A 19,055-nucleotide genomic window follows, 5' to 3' on the forward strand; every position below is an offset into this window, starting at 1 on the left:
GGGCCTTAGACAAGCCCGATCCTCCCAGCTCAAGGGCACTTTTCTTATGTGAACTATCAGGTCGGCTCAAATTCGCTGTGAAAGCCGCAGGCTAGTTCCAGCAGCACGCTGTGCCAGTGCCGATCAAAAAATCGGTCCCGGTCCGCCGTGGAGATCCGAAGTCCGTACCCAGAGCCGTTGGGGTGATGGCTGCCGTTGTTCCATCCGGTGACGCGCATGGGCTGCTCCAGCGGTCGATCTGGCCTCAGGGTGTCACGTCATCGGGAAGGCGTACAGCAGCGAAGTACAGCAAGAGCCGCACAACCCCTCACTCCGACACCCACCGCCTCACGCCGGAGCAGGTGAAGAAGCTTCCAAGGTGGTGTCCGGCTCCTGTTTCTGAGCAGGCTCTCGAGGCGGCAACGGTTCGGTTGGCAGTTAGAGATCACTACACGTGGAGCTGCTGGACATCAGCTGCCGCTGCCCGGGCAAAGTCGAGAAGGGCTCGGCGGGCCTTCTGACCTCGATCGGTACGATCCTGTTCGTCTGTAGCGTCGTGGATTTCCTCGGTCAGTCTTAAGGCCCCGAAGCCTTTGCTGTCCGAGTCCTGGATGCGATGCAGAGCGACGGAAGAGCGGCCGTCCGGCAGCATGACGGCGTACGAGTCATCGGGTCCGCCCTGTAGGTCTCCCTGCTGTCCCTGCAAGACCGTCAGGGCTGGGATGGGAGGAGGGCTCGCAGGGCGATGTCGACGGAGGCCTGGAGGTCTTCACGGCTGGTGCCGGACGCGGCGTGGACGGCGAATCCCTCGCTGAGCGCCATCACGAATCGTGCCAGTGCCCGGTGGTCCACGCCGGGCGGGAGGTCTCCTTCTCTCGCCGCGCGAGACAGCCGTTCTGCGACGGCGGCTTCGTTGGCGGCCCGGCCGGCGGCCAGGACCTCGGAGATGCGGGCGTTCTCGGGCGAGCAGGCCAGGCCTCCCTGGATGGAGAGGCAGCCCAGGGGGTGGTCGTCGGCGGTGAGGCCGTCGGCGCTGGAGCGCAGGAACGCTTCGATGGCGGCGTAGGCAGTGGGTTGGTCGAGTGCGGCGCGGACCTGGGCCAGCTGGGTCTCGCGGTAGCGCGCGAAGGCGCGCTCGAACAGTTGCTCCTTGCTGCCGAACGTGGCGTACAGGCTCGGTCGGTTGATGCCCATCGCGCTGGTGAGGGTGGTCATGGACGCACCCTCGTAGCCGTGTCGCCAGAAGACCTCGGCGGCCCGGTCGAGGACCGCCTCCTCGTCGAACGCCCGCGGTCGTCCAATGGTCGGCGTCTCGGTGCTCATGAGCCCATCGTACCGATCGGTAGAGATCACGACCCGGCTGCGAACCGATCGGTACAAAAGGTGCTAGGGTTGCTGCTTAACCGAGCGGTACAAAACATCCGCTCCGGCCGAACAGCCGATCCCGGGTCAGCCGGCCGGCACCTACAGAATGGAAAAGATCATGAGCTCCGATGCGATGCGTCCGGGTATGTCGACCGAGGAACTGCGGGACTTCTACCTGCGGTACGTCGATCTGGCGAACAAGCGCGAGTTCCACCGCATGGCCGATTTCGCTCACGACGAGGTGATCATGGGCGGCACCCCGGTCAAGAGGGATGACATGGTGGCCGAGTTCTACAAGCACGTTGAAGCGGTGCCGGACTTCCATTGGGAGATCCAGGAGCTCGTCGTCGACGGTGACCGGGTGGCCGCCCGCCTGGTCGACACGGGAACGCCGGTCAAGGAGTGGAACGGCCTGGCCCCCACCGGGGCGTCGGTGTCGTTCGCCGAGACCGCCTTCTACCGGGTCGAGGACGGCCGGTTCAGGTCCATGTGGTACCTGATGGACGCCGACACGGTGCGGCGGCAGCTCGCCGGCGGACCGGCCAACTGAGCAGTGCGTCGCGATGACCGCCGCTGACCTTTCCTCATCGAGGTCGGCGGCGGTTCCGCGGTCCATGGAGCGCGGGACGCGGCCTCCGATGCCAGTTCACCTACCTGGCAGGTAATCGCGCCGCTTACGAAGGGCGTGTCAGGATCGGCAGCGCACCGAACACGACTTCATCGGGAGGACACCGTGCCGGCCTACGTCATCGCCCACCTGCAGGAGGCGGCTCCGCACCCGGAGATCGCCGAGTACATCGAACGGCTTCCCGGCACCTTCGAGCCGTACGGCGGTCGCTACCTCGTCCACGTCACCCAGCACGAGGTGAAGGAAGGCAGCTGGCCCGGACATGTCGTGATGATCGGGTTCCCGGGGATCGCCGAGGCGCGGGCGTGGTGGGATTCGCCCGCGTACCGGGAGATCGCGCCGCTGCGCTCGCGGCACATCGAGGGCGACATCATCATGGTCGAAGGCGTGCCCGAGAACTACAACCCGGCGGCGGCCGTCACCGCCATCCGGGAGGCGGCGGGTCTGCCTGCATAGGTCAGCGCCTGGGACAACGACGCCTTGTCTCAGTCCTCGTCGCGCTCGACGTGGTAGGCGCGCAGCTTACGGCGCGCCTGGTGGCGGCTGCGGCGGCGCTCCTCGCGACGGAAGTGGTGCCACTCCCGGTGCCCACCTCTGGTCTCGTGAACGAGCACGTGGAAGCCGGGGGCGCCCCAGTAACAGCCGCCTCGGCGCCAATTCGCGCTGTCGGCGGTGATCTCGTCCGGCAGCGTGCACGGGCCGAAACGGTGGTCATGCACGGGCACACAGGTGGTCAGCGGCGCGTCGGCCATCCGCACCCACCAGGGCCGGGTCTTGTCGGTCCTGCTCATACGGTCACCTTTCGGCTCCGTGACGCCCCTGACTGGGGCCGTCGCTAGACCGGGTGCACCGTGATCACCTCCGACTTCGCACACGACACAAGAGACCGAAAACCTGATCTCCACACTACTGCGGACCGCGGCCGGGGGCGCTGTCTCTTGTTGTCCGCTCATTCATCGTTCATCGTCGATTGACGATTAATGAGCGTACGGGCCGCGTCTGATGGACACGGACGACGTCATCGCGAAGTACGGCGAGTCGGCCAAGGCGGCCAGGGCCGGGGAGCAGGTGATCGACTGCGGGTCGGCGGAGTTCGCGGCGGGATGCTTCGGCACGGGCCACCAAAGCGGAGTGACAGATCGCCTGGGACGCCTTCGGCGCTCGGTCATCGGCGTACTCGGTACCGCAGGTGGAGCACCCGGTTGCCCTGGATCACCACGTCCGGGTCCTCCAGCAGGTGCTGTGCGTCGACCGACCCGAAGTAGCGCTTGCCGGACCCGATCACGACGGGTACGACGTCCATGCGCACCTCGTCGATCAGGCCCGCGGCGAGCACCTGGCCACCGACATCGCCGGCGGCGACCTCGACCACGCGGTCACCCGCGAGTTCCCGCGCCTTGGCCACGGCTGCCTCCACGCCGTCGACGAAGTGGAACGGCGCCTCGGGGTCCCAGCCCTCGGGCTTCGGCCGGTGCGTCACGACGACCACGTGGTCGACCCCGCTCGGAGGCTTCCCGTCCCAGCCGTCCGTCAGGTCGAAGACGTGGCGGCCGGCGATCGTGACTCCGATCTGGTCCCAGTACGGCCGGGTGTAGTCGTAGGACGTCCGCGACACCCTCAGCTCGCCGGTCTCGTCCAGCGGGACGTCACCGCTGGTCAGCCAGTCGAACAGCGGTCCGGGCTGGTCATTCTCGTCCGCGACGAAGCCGTCCACCGACACCGAGCCGTACATGACCACCTTGCCCACGGGGCCTCTCCTCTGCTTCGGGGTGCCCCAAATTAGCGTGTCGTGAGCTGCCGCTCTTGTAAGAAATCAATCGGCCGGCAGCGGCCAGCCGTCAAGCGCGTGGCCGGGATGTTCGCGCAGGAACCGCCGCCGGACCTCGACGTACCGGGTCGGCGTGAGCCCGGTGAACGCCCGGAACTCGTGGCCGAAGTGGGCCTGGTCGAAGTAGCCCGCGCCACCGGCGAGGTCGCCCCAGTCGATCGGTCCGGCGGGGTTGATCGCGAACACGGTGGCGGTGAAGCGGTAGGCGCGGGCCAGCCGCTTCGGCGTGACGCCGATGAGCTCCTTGAACCGCTGTGCCAGATGAGTGCTGCTGACACCGGCCGCCACGCTCAGGCCGCCGATCGCCACCGCCCCGCCGGCCGCCGCGATGACGCTGCTTGTATGGCGGACCAGCCCCAGGCCGGCGGTCTCGCCCAGCCGTCGCATCAGCTCCTCCTCGAGCAGCGTCAGCATCGCGTGCGGTCCGTCCGCCGTGGCCAGCCGGTCTCGCAGCTCGGCGACGGCGGGCCGGCCCCACACCTGCTCCACCGTCACCGGCCGATCACACAACTCGGCCGCGGGCATCGGCAGGAACGGCGCCAGCCCCCACGGCTTGACGTGCACGCCGACGGACCGGGTCCGGAGTGGGTAGCCGAACTCCCACGCGCGGGTGGGCATGGTGACCACGCAGCCGTCGGCGTACTCGGCCGTCTCGGTGCCGGCGCCGGCGCGGATGCGGAACGGCGCCCCGAGGTTGACGATGAGCAACGCCGACGGCGCCGGCGGCAGCGTCAGCCGGGGGTACGGCGGCGCGCCCTCCAGGTAGTAGAGGTCGTCGATCAGCCCGTCCAGCGGCGGTCGCGGGACTCTGGACACGTACTCCACGCGTCACAGCATCGCCGATGCGCGGGCGGGCCACCAGATCGGCTCACTGGCGCCGGCCTACTCCGATCGGGCCGTACGCGGAGATCGGATCGTTGTGATCGTCTGCTCGAAGGGGACCTCTTTCAACGCCGGGTCGCGGTGGCACGCCTGTTGTCGGAGCTCTCCCGTACGGCATCATGACGCGATGAGCGTGCGCTACGACGAGGTGATCGGTCTCCTCCGGGAGGCGTACGACGGCGGTGCCGAGCGGCGGGATGCCGCCACGAAGTCCGCGTGGAAGCTCGCGGAGCGTGAGGCGTTCCTGGACCGGTTGAAGGGGCACGGTTGCCGGCGACTGCTGGAGGTCGGTGCTGGGACGGGTCAGGACAGCGCGTACTTCCAGGAGAACGGGCTGGACGTGGTGGCCGTCGATCTGTCGCCTGCCATGGTGGCCCTCTGCCGGGAGAAGGGCGTCGAAGCCCATGCCATGGACTTTCTCAGTCTCGACTTCGAGCCCGGTTCGTTCGACGCGGTGTACGCGCTGAACTGCCTCCTGCATGTGCCCGACGGTGATCTGCCGGCGGTGCTGGGCGCGATCCACACGGTGATGCGGCCCGGTGGGCTGTTCTTTCTCGGTGTGTACGGTGGGGGCGGGCTGACGGGGGAGAGCACTTTCGAGCAGGATGATCATTATCCTCCTCGGTTCTTCTCCTTCCGGGATGATGAGCGGCTTCAGGAGTACGCGCGCGAGTTCTTCGAGATCGTCGACTTCCACGTCGTGGGGACTCATGGATGGCGATTCCAGTCGCTGACACTCCGTCGTCCGGCGTCAGGTCATGCCCTGGATCAGCGCGCCGGTGGCGGGGGCCCGTAGGATCCGGCCATGAGGATCATCGGCGTCCCCGTACAGGTGTGGGGCGCGATCGCGTTAGTCCTGGCCGTGGTGTGGGTGTTCGTGTGGCCGCAGCGCGAGGTCGACGGGGTGGCCTATCTGATCCTGCGTTGGGGTCATGCGCTGGTGTGGCTGCTGCTGGGGATCGCGGCGTTCCTGGCGCCTGTGGCGTCGACGGCCGCGAAGGGGACGGGCATGGCCGCCGGGCTGGTCTACCTGGCGTTCCTGGTCACCGTCAGCATGAACGGCTGAAATCGGCGTGGTCGGATCCGTCGGCCGGGGTAGGCTCTGAGCAGCTAGGCAAATTTGGTTAGCTGGAGACGGAGAGACCATGGCCAACGAGATCACCGTGCCGCTGCTGCCCTGCCCGTCCATCGACGAGATCGCCGACTTCTACACCATGCTGGGCTTCACCCGGACCTACTACCAGCTGCGCCCGAACCCGTTCGTGGCACTCCAGCGCGAAGACCTGCGGCTGGGCTTCTTCGGCATCCCGGGCTTCAACCCGGAGGACTCCTACGGAAGCTGCTCCGTCATCGTGTCCGACACCGGGGAGCTCTTCGAGGCGTTCGCCGCGGGCATGCGCCGGACTCACGGCAAGCTCCTGGTCTCCGGGATCCCTCGGATGACCCGTCCACGCAAGCGCAAGAACGACGGGAACCACACCGGATTCGCGGTCATCGACCCCGGCGGGAACTGGATCAGGTTCTCGGCCGCCCAGCCGGAGCCTGAGGAGGAGGCCGGCGGAAAGCTCACCGCGACGCTGCACAAGGCCGTGGTGATGGGCGACTCGCACGGCAAGCACGTACGGGCGGCGCAGATCCTGGACGCGGCCCTGGAGCGGGACAAGGACACCGCTACGGCGGCCGAGCTGCTCGAAGCGCTGGCCTATCGCGCCGAGCTCGCGCTCCGCGCCGAGGATCCCGCGGCCGCCGGCGACGCCCTCGGGCGGGCCCGTGCGCTGGCCCTTTCCGAAGCCGATCGCGACAGGCTCGCCGGGACCCTGGAAGCCCTCGCGGACGTGGAGGCCGTTCTCCGGCCCGGAACATAGGACGTGCGTGTGGTCAGGAGGGGCTCGTTCTTCCGGCCGGGGGTCCGGGGACGGTCATGGCGCGGGCTATCTCGGCCAGTGCCCACTCTCTCGGTTGGGGGGTGGGCAAGGTGTGGGCCAGGTCGGTCGCGCGGGTGAACTCGCCTTTTCGGGCCATGGTGATGATGACGGTGGCTGCGGTCTGCGGGTCGGTGGCGAGGGCGCGGTCGTACTGGCCGAGTGTGGACAGGGCTTGGGCCAGGTCAGCCGTCGCCTGTGGGGGAAGGGCAGCGCTATCGGCGAGCAGTTCGTCGCTCGTGCGTTCGGCCCGGTGGGTGTCGCCGGTCGCGGCCCAGGCCCGCGCCAGGCGCGCCCGGAGCCGGACGCGGAGGGCTGGATCGGTGGCCTGGGCGGCTGTCGCGTCGGCGTGGAGGAGTACCTGCGAGACGCGGCCTGGCGGGGCGCCTGTGGCTGCCAGCGCTTCTGCCACCGAGGACAGCGCGCCGCACTGTTCCAGCGTGTCTGTGACGTCCAACGCCGCCCGGAAGGCGCGGTCGAGCTGCCCGGACGCGATCAGGACGGCGGCCAGTGCCGCGGGAGTGTGCGCGGCGGCTTCGGCCTGGGCGAGTAACTCGGCCGCCTGGTCGAGTCGGCCGGTCGCGAGCAGGGCGTCGACCAGTTCGCGGAGCAGGCGGTCGTGGTCGCGGGAGGAGGTCACGGATCGGGCGGCGGTCTCGGCGTCCCGCAGGAGTGCGACGGCGTGGTTGAGCTGGCCTGCCCGCGTTCGGGCTTTGGCCACCGACAGGAGCGCCTCTGCCCGGGGCGCTGCCTCCTCTATGGCCAGCGCGATGGATTCGGCCTGGTCGAGCCGTCCGGTCTGCGCGTGCCCGGCGGCCACGTGTCGCAGCGCCCAGGATCGTTGGCCCGGGTCGGGGATCGACGGGGCTCTCTCGTACGCGTGGTCGTACGCGCCGATGTCGCACAGTGCCCGTACGAGGTCGGGCCACGGCGACGGCCACCGGGCGGCGGCGATCGCGTCGGCGCGGTCGAGCAGGCCCGCCCTTCCCAGGGTGGCCGCCAGCAGCCGCCAGGCCTCGAACCGCTCCTGCTCCTCGTAGAGGGTGTGGACCAGGAGCTCGGCGCGGCGCAGCAGCTCGTCCGCCTGTTCCCGGCGGCCGGCGTGGGCCAGGGCGTCGGCCAGCTCCGCCAGAGCGCGGATGTGGCGGATGTCGTCGGCGCCGTCTATGGCCAGGGCAGCGGCGGAGGCCTCGTCCAGGATCTCGCCGGCGCGTTCGGGCCGGCCGGCCTCGATCGCCGAGCGGGCTATCCGCGCGAGGGCCTGCTCGCGCCGGAAACGGTCGGTGATCGCGCGGGCGAGCGCCACCGCGCGGTCGATCCGACCGGCCTGCGCCATCGTGACCGCGACGTCGACCTGCAGGCCGCCGTCCAGGGCACGGACGTCCCCGAGCACCGCCGCGACGTCAGCGTCCGGGGTTTGGGCGTTGTGGAGCGTCCCCGCGTTGTCGGCGTGCATGTCGTTGTCCGGGGTTTGGGCGTTGTGGAGCGTCGCCGCGACGTCGGCGCCCAAGGGCTGGGCGTGGTCGAGTAGTGCGGCTGCCTGGGCTTTTCTTCCTGACTTGAGGAGTTGGCGGGCCAGGGTGATGCGGCCGGCCCAGTCGGGGGTGGTGAGGGCGTGGGTGAGATCTCCGCGTTCGGCGCAGGCGAGGGCGAGGGCGCGCAGTTCGGTCTGACGGGTGCCGGGGCTGGGGATGGCTCTGGCCGCCGTCTCGGCTCGGCGCAGCAGCTCCGCCGTACGGTCTGGATCGTCGATCGCCAGGGCGGCGGCGCGCAGTGCCTGGGTGCGGCACGATGGGTCAGCGATGTGCTCGGCGACCTCTACGGCCTGGTCGCCGCGCCGGGATGCGGCGAGCGCCTCGGCGACCACCAGCAGTGCGATATCGCGTCGCGGCCGGTCGGTGACGAGGAAGAGCGCGGTGGCGTAGGCCTGATCGAGCCGGCCGGCCCGGACGAGGGCCCGCGCGAAGGCGTCCCACCCCCAACTGGGGTCGGGATCCCGCCCGGCCACTGTCACCGCGCGGTCGATGTCGCCGGCCATGACCAGTGCCTCGGCCAGAGCTCTCAAACCTGTGGGGGAGAGCTCGGCTTCGGTGATGGGGGCGAGCGCTTCGGTGGTCCGGCCTGCCCGGGACAGGGCGCCGGCCACCGATCCGAGCGCGCCGATGCGGTCTTCCACCCGCTTGATGGCGTTCGCCGCGCGCAGTGCCTGTTGGAGCGGGCAGACCGCGGTCATTCCTGCGGCTACCGCGATCAGGATCCGCTCCTGCGGGCCGGTCGCGTCCTGGGCGATCCGCAGGGCGCGGTCCATCGTGTCGGCGGCTCCGTCGAGGTCGCCCTTCAGGGCCATCACCTCGGCGGAGGCTCCCAGCGTGCGGATCGATGTCTCCAGCACAGGGTCCAGCCTAATGAGGAAAGCGGTGGCTTCCCCGGGATCGCGGGGTGCGGGACGATGGGAGTTCCAGCCTGAACATGGCGGTGGATGGCGATGACTGCGTCCGAGATGGTGCTCGCCGGGTTGTCGGCGGTGGTCGTGGTGGCGGTCGTGGGGTGGCGCGGGCTGGCGAGGGCCCGGCTGCGGGCCGAGGTACGCAGTCGTCGAGCGGCGCTCCGGTCGCGGTCCGGGACGGCGCGTTACTTCTTCGACCGTGAGCGCGGGCGCTGGAGGCCGGAGCTTGACGCGGCGATGGCGGGCAAGCTGGAGGAGCTCGACCGGCGTGAGGCGGAGGTCGGCGCGCTTGCGGCCGGTGATCCGGGGCTGGGCGACGTCGCGAGCCGGTTGGGCGGTGACTACGAGAGCTTCGGCAACCTGGCCAGGGCGCTGTCGGAGTGCGAGGCCGCCGCGTCGGGGCCGCATCCGGATATCGACGAGCTGCTGCCGGAACGCGATTCTTCGGAGGCGGTCGCCGCCCTCCGCAGCCGATGGGACGGGCTGGAGGAGCGCCGCGTCCGGCTCGTCCAGCGGATACGGGACTCGTCTCCGGACGCCTGGGCGAAACTGGCGGGCAGCGCCACCTCGCTGGCCGCCGACTACAAGCGGCTGACCGCTGACGTCACCCGGGCCTGGGAGCGGATGTTCCCGGACCGCGCCGCCGCCAGGGCCGCCGAGGAGCAGGCGGTGTTCGAACACATCCTGGACGACATCGCCCGCCGGGGCCGGGCCACTACCCGACAGCCGGATCGCTCCCGCGGCCATGTCTCCGACGCCGGCCCGTACGACGATCAGGGGTGACCCGGACCGCTCTCGCGGCCGTCGCTCCAACCCCGGCCCGTACGGCGATCAAACCCCGGATCGCTCCCGCGGCCATGTCTCCGACCCTCGCCAGTACGGCGATCAAGCGTGATATCGCGGAACCGGATGTTCCGGGATGGTCTCTAGCTTGGTCCGCATGACACATGACGTTCGCCCGTTCCGTATAGAGATCCCCCAGGCCGACCTGGATGACCTGCGCGACCGCCTGGCCCGCACCCGCTGGCCCAGCCGGCTGCCGGGAGCCGAGTGGAGCCGGGGGGTTCCCGTCTCGTACCTCAAGGAGCTGGTGGACTACTGGGCGGGTGCGTACGACTGGCGGGCGCAGGAAGCGAAGCTGAACAGGTTCCCGCAGTTCACGACCGAGATCGACGGGCAGACCGTGCATTTCTTCCACGTACGGTGCGCCGACCCCGGCGCGCTCCCGCTGATCATCACGCACAGCTGGCCGAACTCGATCGTGGAGTTCACCGAGTTCCTCGGCCCGCTGTCGGAGACCTTCCACGTGATCGCGCCCTCGCTGCCGGGGTTCGGGTTCTCCCCGTTCCCCGAGCCCGCCGACGAGCGGCCGTGGAGCGTCGAGCGGGTGGCCCGGACGTGGGCGGAGCTGATGGCGAGGCTGGGTTACGAGCGCTATGGCGTGCACGGCAACGACGCGGGAGCGCTGGTCTCGCCGCGGCTCGCCGCGCTGGCCCCGGAGCGGGTGGTCGGGGTGCACATCACCGGCGGCGTCGGCATGCCGACCGGGGACCCGGCCGAGCTGGAGGGGCTGTCGCAGGAGGACCGGGCGATGGTCGAGCACGTGGCCGGGATGCTGAGCGGTGAGGGCGGCAGCGGGTACGCGCCGTACCTGGCCGCGCGGCCGCAGACGCTCAGCTACGGGTGGGCGGATTCGCCGGTGGCCCAGCTGGCCTACCTCGTGGAGCGGTTCAAGGAGTTCGACGGCTGGCCCGAGGGGGAGGCGCCGCGGGAGCCGGTCGACCGCGACCTGGTTCTCGGCAACGCGAGCCTCTACTGGCTGACGGGCACCGGCGGGTCGTCGTCGTGGACCTACTACGAGGGGGCGGCCGGCATGCCGATCGACCAGAAGGCGGTGCCTACGGGCGTCTCCCACGGCGGCCCCGACGCCTTCCGCCGGCTCGCCGAGCGCGGGAACGCCATCGTGCACTGGGAGGACCACGAGCACCCCAGCCACATGCTCGCGATGGCGGCGCCCGGCCCGCTGGCGGCCGACATCCGCACGTTCTTCGCGGGTCTCTCGGGATGAAAACGTCCAGGCCGGCCGCGCGGGCCGGCCTGGACGGTCGGATCAGGACAGGTCGAACCGGTCGAGGTTCATGACCTTGTCCCACGCCGCGACGAAGTCGTTCACGAACTTCTCCTTCGCGTCGTCGCACGCGTACACCTCGGCGAGCGCGCGCAGCTCGGAGTTCGAGCCGAAGACCAGGTCGGCGCGGCTACCGGTCCACTTGACCTCGCCCGTCGCGGAGTCGCTGCCCTCGAACGCGTTGGCGTCGCCGGCGACCGGCTTCCACGTCGTGCCCAGGTCGAGCAGGTTGACGAAGAAGTCGTTGGTCAGCCGGCCCGGGGTGTCGGTGAGGACGCCGAGCTGCGACTGCCCCTGGTTGGCGCCCAGGACGCGCAGGCCGCCGACGAGGACCGTCATCTCGGGGGCGCTCAGGGTGAGCAGGTTGGCCCGGTCGAGCAGGAGGTACTCGGCCGGCAGGCGGTTGCCCTTGCCCAGGTAGTTGCGGAAACCGTCGGCGGACGGCTCCAGCACGGCGAACGACTCGACGTCGGTCTGCTCCTGCGACGCGTCGGTGCGGCCCGGCGTGAAGGGCACCTGGACGTCGTAGCCGGCGTCCTTGGCGGCCTTCTCGACGGCGGCGGCTCCGGCGAGCACGATCAGGTCGGCGAGCGAGATCTGCTTGCCGCTGGTCTGGGAGCCGTTGAACTCCTTCTGGATCCCCTCCAGGGTGCCCAGCACGTTCGCGAGCCGGTCGGGGTCGTTGACCTCCCACCCGATCTGCGGCTGCAGGCGGATGCGCGCGCCGTTGGCGCCGCCGCGCTTGTCGCTGCCGCGGAAGGTCGAGGCCGACGCCCACGCGGTGGACACCAGCTCGGAGACCGACAGGCCCGAGGCGAGGACCTTCGCCTTGAGCGCGGCGACGTCCTCGTCACCGACCAGCTCGTGCGTCACCGCCGGCACCGGGTCCTGCCACAGCAGCGTCTCGGCCGGGACCTCCGGGCCGAGGTAGCGGGAGGCGGGGCCCATGTCGCGGTGGGTCAGCTTGAACCAGGCGCGGGCGAAGGCGTCGGCGAACTCCTCGGGGTTCTCGTAGAAGCGCCGCGAGATCGGGCCGTAGATCGGGTCCTCGCGGAGCGCGATGTCGGTGGTCAGCATCGACGGCGCGTGGCGCTTCGACGGGTCGTGGGCGTCGGGGATCGAGTCCTTGCCGGCGCCGTGCTTCGGCCGCCACTGGTGGGCGCCGGCCGGGCTCTTGGTCAGCTCCCACTCGTAGCCGAACAGGTTCCAGAAGAAGTTGGTCGACCACCGCGTGGGCGTCGAGGTCCAGGTGACCTCCAGGCCGCTGGTGATCGTGTCGCCGCCCTTGCCGCTGCCGTAGGTGCTCTTCCAGCCCAGGCCCATCTGCTCGATGGGGGCGGCCTCGGGGTCGGGGCCGACGTGGTCGGCGGGGCCGGCGCCGTGGGTCTTGCCGAAGGTGTGACCGCCCGCGATCAGGGCGACCGTCTCCTCGTCGTTCATCGCCATCCGGCGGAACGTCTCCCGGATGTCGCGGGCCGCGGCCAGCGGGTCGGGGTTGCCGTTCGGGCCCTCGGGGTTGACGTAGATGAGGCCCATCTGGACGGCGCCGAGCGGGTTCTCCAGCTCGCGGTCGCCGGTGTAGCGCTCGTCGCCCAGCCAGGTGGACTCGGGGCCCCAGTAGACGTCGTCCTCGGGCTCCCAGACGTCCGCACGGCCGCCGGCGTAGCCGAACGTCTTGAAGCCCATCGACTCCAGGGCGACGTTGCCGGCCAGGACCAGGAGGTCGGCCCACGAGAGGTTCTTGCCGTACTTCTTCTTGACCGGCCACAGCAGGCGGCGGGCCTTGTCGAGGTTGGCGTTGTCAGGCCAGCTGTTGAGCGGCGCGAAGCGCTGCTGGCCGGCTCCGGCGCCGCCGCGGCCGTCACTGATGCGGTAGGTGCCGGCGGCGTGCCAGGCCATCCGGACCATGAACGGGCCGTAGTGGCCGAAGTCGGCGGGCCACCAGTCCTGCGAGGTCGTCAGCAGCTCGGCGATGTCGCGCTTGACGGCCGGGAGGTCGAGGCTCTTGAACGCCTCGGCATAGTCGAAGTCCTCGCCGAGAGGGTTGGCCACGGCGGGGTTCTTGGCAAGGATCTTCAGGTTGAGGCGGTCCGGCCACCACTGGTGGTTTCCGCCACCCTGCGTCGGGTGCGGCGCGCGGTGTGCGACCGGGCAGGCGCCTTCGCCCTCCGTCTTGGGGTCGGTGACGATCGCATCATGGTTCTCGGTCATGGGAGTCCTTCGGATCAGGCGGTGGAACAGTCGGGGCACCGGCCCCAGAAGATGACCTCGGCTTCGTCGATCGAGAAGCCGTGGTCGTCGGACGCGCTCAGGCATGGCGCGTGGCCGACCGTGCAGTCGACGTCGGCGACGGCGCCGCACGAACGGCACACGATGTGGTGGTGGTTGTCCCCCACGCGCCCCTCGAACCGGGCCGCACTGCCGGCCGGTTCGATGCGCCGTACGAGCCCGGCGGCGGTGAGTGCGTGGAGGGCCTCGTAGACAGCCTGGAGAGAGATGTGGCCTACACGATCGCGCACCCCCGAGGCGATGGTCTCGACATCGAGATGGTCACCGTCCCGGACGGTCTCGAGCAGTGCGACCCGGGCGGCCGTGACCCTCAGGCCGGCCCCGCGCAGCTCCTCGGCGGTGGTCTTGGGTGCGGTCATGGTGGTCAACCTACTGACTAAACCTGAACGATACAAGTTAATGAAGGACCCAAGTTTGGTGAACTTCCGGTCATGAGCGCTTCCGGAGGCGTCCGGTCGTCAGGTCCAGGGCGTGGACGCGATCACTGGTGTCGCGGACGAGGAACCGCCCCTTCTCGGTCCAGCCGAGACCGGCGGCGAGGTACTCGTCGCCGAATTCCGGCTCGACGCTGGACACCCGCGTGCCGGTGTTCGAGTCGTAGGTCTCGACGCGTATCAGGCCCCGGACGATCACGAGGCGGCGGCCGTCCGGAGAGAGGTGGTACGTGTCCCCGACGAAGTTCTTGCCGAGCTTCCGGGCAGGGAGGCGCATCCGCGTCCTGCCCCGGTGGTCGAGGACGAGCACTCCGGCCGGTGTCGTGGCGACGATGCCGCCCAGGCTGAGGTCGTGCACCCGCCGAACTCCGGGGATCGACACCGTGGTCCAGGTCTGGGTGTCGATGATGCGTGCGCCTTCCTTGACCAGGGCGACATATCTGTTCTGGCGGGCGAATGTGGCCGTGGGCACCGCGGCGTCGGCGAGAGGGCCGGTGAGAGGGCGGATGTTCTCGGCGTCCTGGTAGACCATGCGGCGATCGCGCCTGCCCAGGTAGACGACGGCCTTTCTGTTCTGGCTGCGGGCGAAAGGCGGCTTCGTGGGCGCCTTGCCTTTCCTGTTGATGTACGGGGCAGCCTGGGGAAATGGCTCACCGTTGACTTGCCATGACTGGCAGGGGTCGTCCAGCAGGTCGTTCAGCGCGCAGGTGGGAGCGGTCAATTTCCGTGCTGTCGTGAATGCGGCCGTCCCGTCGGGAACCGATTTCGGCAATGTGTATTCGGGCAGAATCCGTTCCGGTGCCTGGCCGGGGGTGAGCAGCGCGCCCGACAGGACGATCGCGGTTCCCGCGAGGTAAAGAGAGCGGGTCGACCAGTGGCCGATGGCCAGTTCGGCGGGGGACGCCCCGGCCGGTGGGCGAGGGGCGGGTTCACGGGTGAGGTGCCGCACGGCCAGCGCGACGGCGAGGACGGCGGTCGTGCGGGCCAGGACTTCCGCCGTGAACTCCCGGTCCACCACGAAATAGGCGCATACCGCGAGCTAGCCCGCCAGGCTGAGCTGCCAGGTCGTCCGATAGATCTCCGTCTGGAGCGCGGGTTGTCGCGCGTGGCACAGAACGCTGACCGCACACCAGCCCAGCACCAGATAGAACGGGTCATCGGTGAGGAGGACCAGTGGGACGGCGGGAACGAGAGTGATCAGCCGCCACCGCCGCCGCTCGGCGAAATGGTCGATGATCCGGCGGGCGTCGGCTGATGTGACGGTCAGGCCGGTCAGTTCGGCGAACCTGCTGAGCCGCTCCCGGGTGACCGGCGCGAGCGCCACCAGGATGGCGATCGTCGTGACTATCCAGGTGATCATCGGCGGTGTCGTCACGACTTGCCACCATATAAGGTTCTTTCTCGTGGGTTCGGATGAAATATGGGAGCGATTCGGTATCGCCTCGTGGCGTGCCCATCTGGCGCGATTACGACTCGTCGTCGCCGCAGGACTTTCGCTCACCGTTTTCGCCGCGGCCTTCTGGTGGTCGGGGGCGATGACGCCGCGCATCACCTGGGAACCTGAGCCGTTTTTCGCCAGGGCTCACGTGGACGAGAGCGGCATCCTGAGCGTCAGGCTCGAAATCGCAATGGAAAACGAGGGAATAACCCCCTTCGTCCTCACAGGTTTGTCGATGAACATTCCCGGCCTGCGCCTTCTTCCCGCGGAAGAGACGGAAGAGATCGAAGTGGACGCCGGAGGCCGGGAGTGGCTGACCAGGCAGATCGCCATCACCGACTGCGCGGCGGTGCCGCACGAGCCTCGGCCGGTCAGCTTCACCTATAGCACCTGGATGGGCTCTGGTTCGGCGGAGGCGATGTGGGGCCCCTGGTGGATGTCGAACACCGCCGGAGGAGTGCCTGTCGCCTGGCAGCGAGCACTCGCTGTAGACGCCTGCAGCAAGGCGGTGAGCGGGGAATGGTTCTGACGCTCCCGTACGAGGAAGGTCCCGCGGGTCTCCGCCCGCTCAAGCGGATCGTCGCCGGTCTCGTCATCGTGTACTGCGCCCTTCGCGTCAACGACTTCGACCTGCTGCTGAACCCTCTCGGCTGGGCGATGTGCGCGGCCCCGCTGCTCCTGCTGCGGCGATCGGCCGGGGACCCCTTCGACCTGGCCAGGACCTCGGTCCTGGCCATGGTCTGCCTGTCGGCGGTCGCCGTGTTCGCCGGCTGGGTGGGGCCGAGCCTCGGGTCCACGCCCTCTCCCGTCGTCGAACTGATCGGCGTCGCCGAGGGAGTGGGCGGGCTGGTCGCCGTCTGGCTGATCACCGACGCCGTCATCAGGAGGATCCGGTCGTACGGGATCGCCTCCGGGGTGGCGGTCCTCGACGTGCTGCGCTGGGTCGTGGTCGGGCTGGGCGCGCTCGGCACGCCGGCCGGTCTCGGTTACACCGCGCTGGGGCCCGTCGTGGCGGTCGGCTGGTTCGCGTGTCTCGCCGCGTTGCTCGTGATGCTCTACCGGTCGGCCAAGCTTCCGTACGCGGCATCCGTACGGAAGCTCGGGGCATGATCCGAAGGTCTCACGGCCAGTACGGGGCGAGGATGTCGAACTTGTTCGGCAGGCCCAGCTGGTAGCGGATGTCGTCCAGGTCGTAGAGGGACTTGAACTCCTTCGGCAGGTAGAGGTCGTACAGCCTGGCCTTGGTCGCCGAGGAGCCGGCGGCGTCGAGGATGGCGTTGGCGGTCTTGCGGCCGGCCTCGTTGCCGCCCTCCATGGTCGCCAGGTTGATGTTGTTGCGGACGTAGTCGGCGGCCAGGTAGAAGTTCGGGATCCGGGTGGTGGCCTCGGGACGGTTCGCCCAGGAGCTCGGGGAGTTGATGAGCAGCGGCTCGTCGTTGGCCACCGCGGGGGTGCCCTCGCCGGTGATCGCGGGGTCGACGAACCAGCTGTGTACGAGCGAGTCCGGCAGCAACTGGTTGCCGTTGGGGGTGACGGCGCGGATCTGGGCCAGCACCTCCTGGACGATCTCCGGGCGGGTGCACTGCTTGGCGGTCTTCCCGAACAGGATGCCCGGACTGTTCCAGTCGGACAGGTCGATGGACAGGCAGTCCTTGGCCACGCCGTCGCCGTAGGCGGCGGGGAAGTCGGTCGTCCAGAACTGCGCCTGGCTGATCGAGGTGAGCGCCCACGGGGTGCCGGCGTAGACCAGGTGGCCCTCGACGATCGGCGTGGGCTGCTTGAGGTAGATCATGACGCCGTTCATCCAGTCCGTCTCCAGGTGGCTCAGGCGGGCCAGCTGGGGGTCGGCGGACTTCATGGAGGACGACAGGAGCGGCATGACCCGCTCGATCGGCATCGCGGCCACGTAGTGGTCGGCGGTGACGGTGCCGGCGGCGCCGGTGGGGTCGGTCACCCGCGCGCCGGTGATCCGCCCGCCGGAGTGGTCGAAGCCGGTGGCGGACCAGCCGACCTTGAACTGGACGCCGAGCCCGGTCAGGTAGTCGATCCAGGGGTTGATCCACACGTCGTTGGACGGGCCGTTGAGCACCTGGTCGGGCGGGCCGTACGGGCCGAGCCCGAGGCCGCTGTAGAGGAGCGCCTCGAACATCATCGCGATCGTGCGGGTGTTGGCCCTGTCGGGCTGGGCGGCCACCAGGGAGGCGGTGAACATCCTGGTCAGCAGCTCGCGGTACTCGACCGACATGATGTCGGACTTGGTGAAGTCGGAGAAGCTCATGTTCTCCCACTGGCCGAGCTTCCGGCGGGGGCCGCTGGTGATGAACGTGATCATCTTCGACAGGAAGAAGTTGATCTGCGTGAGCGGGATGGTGGTGCCCGCGATGATCGCGCTCCGTAAGAAGTCCTGGATGACCTCCGGGGTGAGGCCGTTGCTCAGTTCGCTGGGGATGGGGACGCGCAGGAACTTCTTCCGGTAGGCGATGGCCGTGAGGCTGGCGGCCACCAGGTTGTCGCGCACGGTGCCCGAGCCGAACGGGATGCGGCTCATCGTGTCCGGCAGGTTCTGGTAGAAGCCGGGGAAGAAGCGGAAGCCGTGCTCGCCCGGCAGGTCCTTGCGCCCGCCGGTGGCGGTGCCCGGCACCGGGATGCTCCTGGACTTGCCGCCGAGGACCTTGCGCTCGTACACCGTGACCTGGAAGCCGCGCTCGGCCAGCTCATGGGCGGTGCTCAGGCCGCCCATGCCGGCGCCGAAGATCGCCACGTTGCGGCCGGTGACACTGCTCTTGAGCAGGGCGGGGGCGGCCGCTCTGGCGCCTTCGGCGCCCCATAACGGCCCGGCCGCCGCTCCTGCTGTCGCGGCCAGCGCGCCGGTGACGAACCTCCGCCGGTTGATCCCGCCCTGACCGTTGTCCCGGGTCTCCTGCTCTGCCATGGTGCGGCCTCCGCTCACCGTTTAGCTAACCGACACAGCTGTTGGTTCAGCTAGGCGAGACGATGAACGCGTGGATCACTCTTGTCAAGACGCGGATGTGCGCCCGGGTGTGTGGGAAAGACCGTTCCACAGCACGAGCATGGCGGCGTCGACGAGTTGCTCGCGCGGCATCTGCGGGTTTCTCGCCCACCACTGGGCGAGGCCGTCGGTGCCGGAGATGAGCAGCTCGACCACGGCGTGGGCCGCGTCGGTGTCGGGGTCGAGGCCGAGGTTGCGCAGGTCGCGGCCGAGCATGACGGCGACCGAGCGGGTGCGGGCCTCGCGGATGCCCCAGCGCACGGCCTTGATCTCCGGGTCGTCCTCGTCGGTGTGGTCGAACAGCAGGCGGCGCGCGGCCGGCCAGTCCTCGGAGAAGCTGAAGTAGGCGTCGAGCGTGGCGCGCAGGCGGCGGCCGGGCGAGCCGGTGCCGGTGATGCGGGCGCCGATGTGTTCGACCAGGCGCGCGTTCTGTTCCTGCAGGACCGTGATGAGCAGCACGCGCTTGGACGGGAAGTGGTCGTAGAGGACCGAGCGGGTCACCCCGGCCGCGGCCGCGATCTCTTCCATGGCGGTGGCGTGGTAGCCGCGGGCGGCGAAGACCTCCAGAGCCGCCTCGGTGATGCGGGCCCGACGGGCCGAGCCCCGCATGCGTTTCTTCGGCTCCTGGATCGCCATGCCCGGCAGCCTACCCCCGACCCGTTGACGCCGCGCCGCTGCGGGCATAAAACCGACACTAGAGTCGGTT

At 69.5% G+C, this 19,055-nt stretch carries 22 protein-coding genes; 9 read left to right on the forward strand and 13 right to left on the reverse strand.

Annotated elements, in window-relative coordinates; translation table 11 throughout:
- Positions 1–56: 56 nt before the first annotated feature.
- Both ACZ6YG_RS25645 and ACZ6YG_RS25650 read right to left on the reverse strand, forming a co-directional pair.
- Positions 57–218 carry a hypothetical protein gene (locus tag ACZ6YG_RS25645; RefSeq protein ID WP_466019393.1) on the reverse strand — a complete coding sequence of 54 codons (162 nt, stop codon included), beginning with the start codon at positions 216–218 and terminating at the stop codon, positions 57–59.
- A 472-nt stretch (positions 219–690) separates the two neighbouring features.
- A complete protein-coding gene (locus ACZ6YG_RS25650) occupies positions 691–1,302 on the reverse strand; it encodes a TetR/AcrR family transcriptional regulator (RefSeq protein ID WP_271275271.1) in 612 nt (203 codons plus the stop codon).
- Positions 1,303–1,462: 160 nt separating this feature from the next.
- Here ACZ6YG_RS25650 and ACZ6YG_RS25655 point away from each other — a divergent pair, with 160 nt between their 5' ends.
- Together ACZ6YG_RS25655 and ACZ6YG_RS25660 are read left to right on the forward strand one after the other, a co-directional pair.
- On the forward strand, positions 1,463–1,894 hold the full coding sequence (locus tag ACZ6YG_RS25655) for an ester cyclase (protein WP_466019394.1): 432 nt from the start codon (positions 1,463–1,465) through the stop codon (positions 1,892–1,894).
- 183 nt (positions 1,895–2,077) lie between these two features.
- Positions 2,078–2,428 carry a DUF1330 domain-containing protein gene (locus ACZ6YG_RS25660; protein WP_466019395.1) on the forward strand — a complete coding sequence of 117 codons (351 nt, stop codon included), beginning with the start codon at positions 2,078–2,080 and terminating at the stop codon, positions 2,426–2,428.
- 29 nt (positions 2,429–2,457) lie between these two features.
- On the opposite strand, the gene ACZ6YG_RS25665 is transcribed toward ACZ6YG_RS25660, so the two are convergent.
- The 4 genes from ACZ6YG_RS25665 to ACZ6YG_RS25680 form a co-directional block, all read right to left on the reverse strand.
- The gene (locus ACZ6YG_RS25665; RefSeq protein ID WP_148035670.1) at positions 2,458–2,763 is read right to left on the reverse strand and encodes a hypothetical protein; all 306 of its coding nucleotides are present in this window, start codon (positions 2,761–2,763) and stop codon (positions 2,458–2,460) included.
- 186 nt (positions 2,764–2,949) lie between these two features.
- Positions 2,950–3,087, reverse strand: coding sequence for a hypothetical protein (locus ACZ6YG_RS25670; RefSeq protein ID WP_466019396.1), 138 nt, complete (start codon positions 3,085–3,087; stop codon positions 2,950–2,952).
- Positions 3,088–3,137: 50 nt separating this feature from the next.
- Positions 3,138–3,719 (reverse strand): dihydrofolate reductase family protein, encoded by a 582-nt coding sequence (locus tag ACZ6YG_RS25675; RefSeq protein ID WP_466019397.1) that lies wholly within the window; start codon positions 3,717–3,719, stop codon positions 3,138–3,140.
- Between the two features lie 66 nt (positions 3,720–3,785).
- The gene (locus ACZ6YG_RS25680) at positions 3,786–4,625 is read right to left on the reverse strand and encodes a helix-turn-helix domain-containing protein (protein ID WP_466019398.1); all 840 of its coding nucleotides are present in this window, start codon (positions 4,623–4,625) and stop codon (positions 3,786–3,788) included.
- A gap of 184 nt (positions 4,626–4,809) precedes the next feature.
- On the opposite strand from ACZ6YG_RS25680, the gene ACZ6YG_RS25685 reads away from it, so the two are divergent.
- The 3 genes from ACZ6YG_RS25685 (at position 4,810) to ACZ6YG_RS25695 (ending at position 6,547) form a co-directional block, all read left to right on the forward strand.
- A complete protein-coding gene (locus ACZ6YG_RS25685) occupies positions 4,810–5,478 on the forward strand; it encodes a class I SAM-dependent methyltransferase (RefSeq protein WP_466019399.1) in 669 nt (222 codons plus the stop codon).
- A gap of 9 nt (positions 5,479–5,487) precedes the next feature.
- A complete protein-coding gene (locus ACZ6YG_RS25690; RefSeq protein ID WP_148035666.1) occupies positions 5,488–5,748 on the forward strand; it encodes a hypothetical protein in 261 nt (86 codons plus the stop codon).
- A gap of 79 nt (positions 5,749–5,827) precedes the next feature.
- Complete coding sequence (locus ACZ6YG_RS25695) at positions 5,828–6,547, forward strand: VOC family protein (protein WP_466019400.1); 720 nt, start codon at positions 5,828–5,830, stop codon at positions 6,545–6,547.
- A 13-nt stretch (positions 6,548–6,560) separates the two neighbouring features.
- Here the strand turns inward: ACZ6YG_RS25695 and ACZ6YG_RS25700 are convergent, their stop codons facing one another.
- A complete protein-coding gene (locus tag ACZ6YG_RS25700; RefSeq protein WP_466019401.1) occupies positions 6,561–8,996 on the reverse strand; it encodes a hypothetical protein in 2,436 nt (811 codons plus the stop codon).
- A gap of 93 nt (positions 8,997–9,089) precedes the next feature.
- On the opposite strand from ACZ6YG_RS25700, the gene ACZ6YG_RS25705 reads away from it, so the two are divergent.
- Positions 9,090–9,833 (forward strand): hypothetical protein, encoded by a 744-nt coding sequence (locus ACZ6YG_RS25705; protein WP_466019402.1) that lies wholly within the window; start codon positions 9,090–9,092, stop codon positions 9,831–9,833.
- Between the two features lie 157 nt (positions 9,834–9,990).
- A complete protein-coding gene (locus ACZ6YG_RS25710) occupies positions 9,991–11,118 on the forward strand; it encodes an epoxide hydrolase family protein (protein WP_466019403.1) in 1,128 nt (375 codons plus the stop codon).
- 42 nt (positions 11,119–11,160) lie between these two features.
- Here the strand turns inward: ACZ6YG_RS25710 and katG are convergent, their stop codons facing one another.
- From katG to ACZ6YG_RS25730, 4 genes are all read right to left on the reverse strand, one after another.
- A complete protein-coding gene (gene katG / locus ACZ6YG_RS25715; protein WP_364229082.1) occupies positions 11,161–13,389 on the reverse strand; it encodes a catalase/peroxidase HPI in 2,229 nt (742 codons plus the stop codon).
- A gap of 14 nt (positions 13,390–13,403) precedes the next feature.
- Positions 13,404–13,826, reverse strand: a complete 423-nt coding sequence (locus tag ACZ6YG_RS25720; RefSeq protein ID WP_148035661.1) for a Fur family transcriptional regulator — start codon at positions 13,824–13,826, stop codon at positions 13,404–13,406.
- Positions 13,827–13,896: 70 nt separating this feature from the next.
- A complete protein-coding gene (locus tag ACZ6YG_RS25725) occupies positions 13,897–14,919 on the reverse strand; it encodes a hypothetical protein (RefSeq protein WP_466019404.1) in 1,023 nt (340 codons plus the stop codon).
- A gap of 21 nt (positions 14,920–14,940) precedes the next feature.
- On the reverse strand, positions 14,941–15,261 hold the full coding sequence (locus ACZ6YG_RS25730) for a hypothetical protein (protein ID WP_466019405.1): 321 nt from the start codon (positions 15,259–15,261) through the stop codon (positions 14,941–14,943).
- Here ACZ6YG_RS25730 and ACZ6YG_RS25735 point away from each other — a divergent pair.
- Both ACZ6YG_RS25735 and ACZ6YG_RS25740 read left to right on the forward strand, forming a co-directional pair.
- Entirely contained in the window at positions 15,230–15,868 is a 639-nt protein-coding gene (locus ACZ6YG_RS25735) for a hypothetical protein (RefSeq protein WP_466019406.1), read from the forward strand. The two genes, ACZ6YG_RS25730 and ACZ6YG_RS25735, sit on opposite strands and share 32 nt — an antisense overlap.
- On the forward strand, positions 15,859–16,449 hold the full coding sequence (locus ACZ6YG_RS25740) for a hypothetical protein (protein ID WP_466019407.1): 591 nt from the start codon (positions 15,859–15,861) through the stop codon (positions 16,447–16,449). The genes ACZ6YG_RS25735 and ACZ6YG_RS25740 overlap by 10 nt, the downstream gene beginning before the upstream one ends.
- Before the next feature lie 10 nt (positions 16,450–16,459).
- Here the strand turns inward: ACZ6YG_RS25740 and ACZ6YG_RS25745 are convergent, their stop codons facing one another.
- Together ACZ6YG_RS25745 and ACZ6YG_RS25750 are read right to left on the reverse strand one after the other, a co-directional pair.
- The gene (locus ACZ6YG_RS25745; RefSeq protein WP_271275289.1) at positions 16,460–18,271 is read right to left on the reverse strand and encodes a hydroxysqualene dehydroxylase; all 1,812 of its coding nucleotides are present in this window, start codon (positions 18,269–18,271) and stop codon (positions 16,460–16,462) included.
- Positions 18,272–18,355: 84 nt separating this feature from the next.
- Positions 18,356–18,985, reverse strand: a complete 630-nt coding sequence (locus ACZ6YG_RS25750) for a TetR/AcrR family transcriptional regulator (protein WP_246639889.1) — start codon at positions 18,983–18,985, stop codon at positions 18,356–18,358.
- Positions 18,986–19,055 lie beyond the last annotated feature (70 nt).

The sequence above is a fragment of the Nonomuraea sp. NPDC054003 genome, from assembly GCF_055585125.1.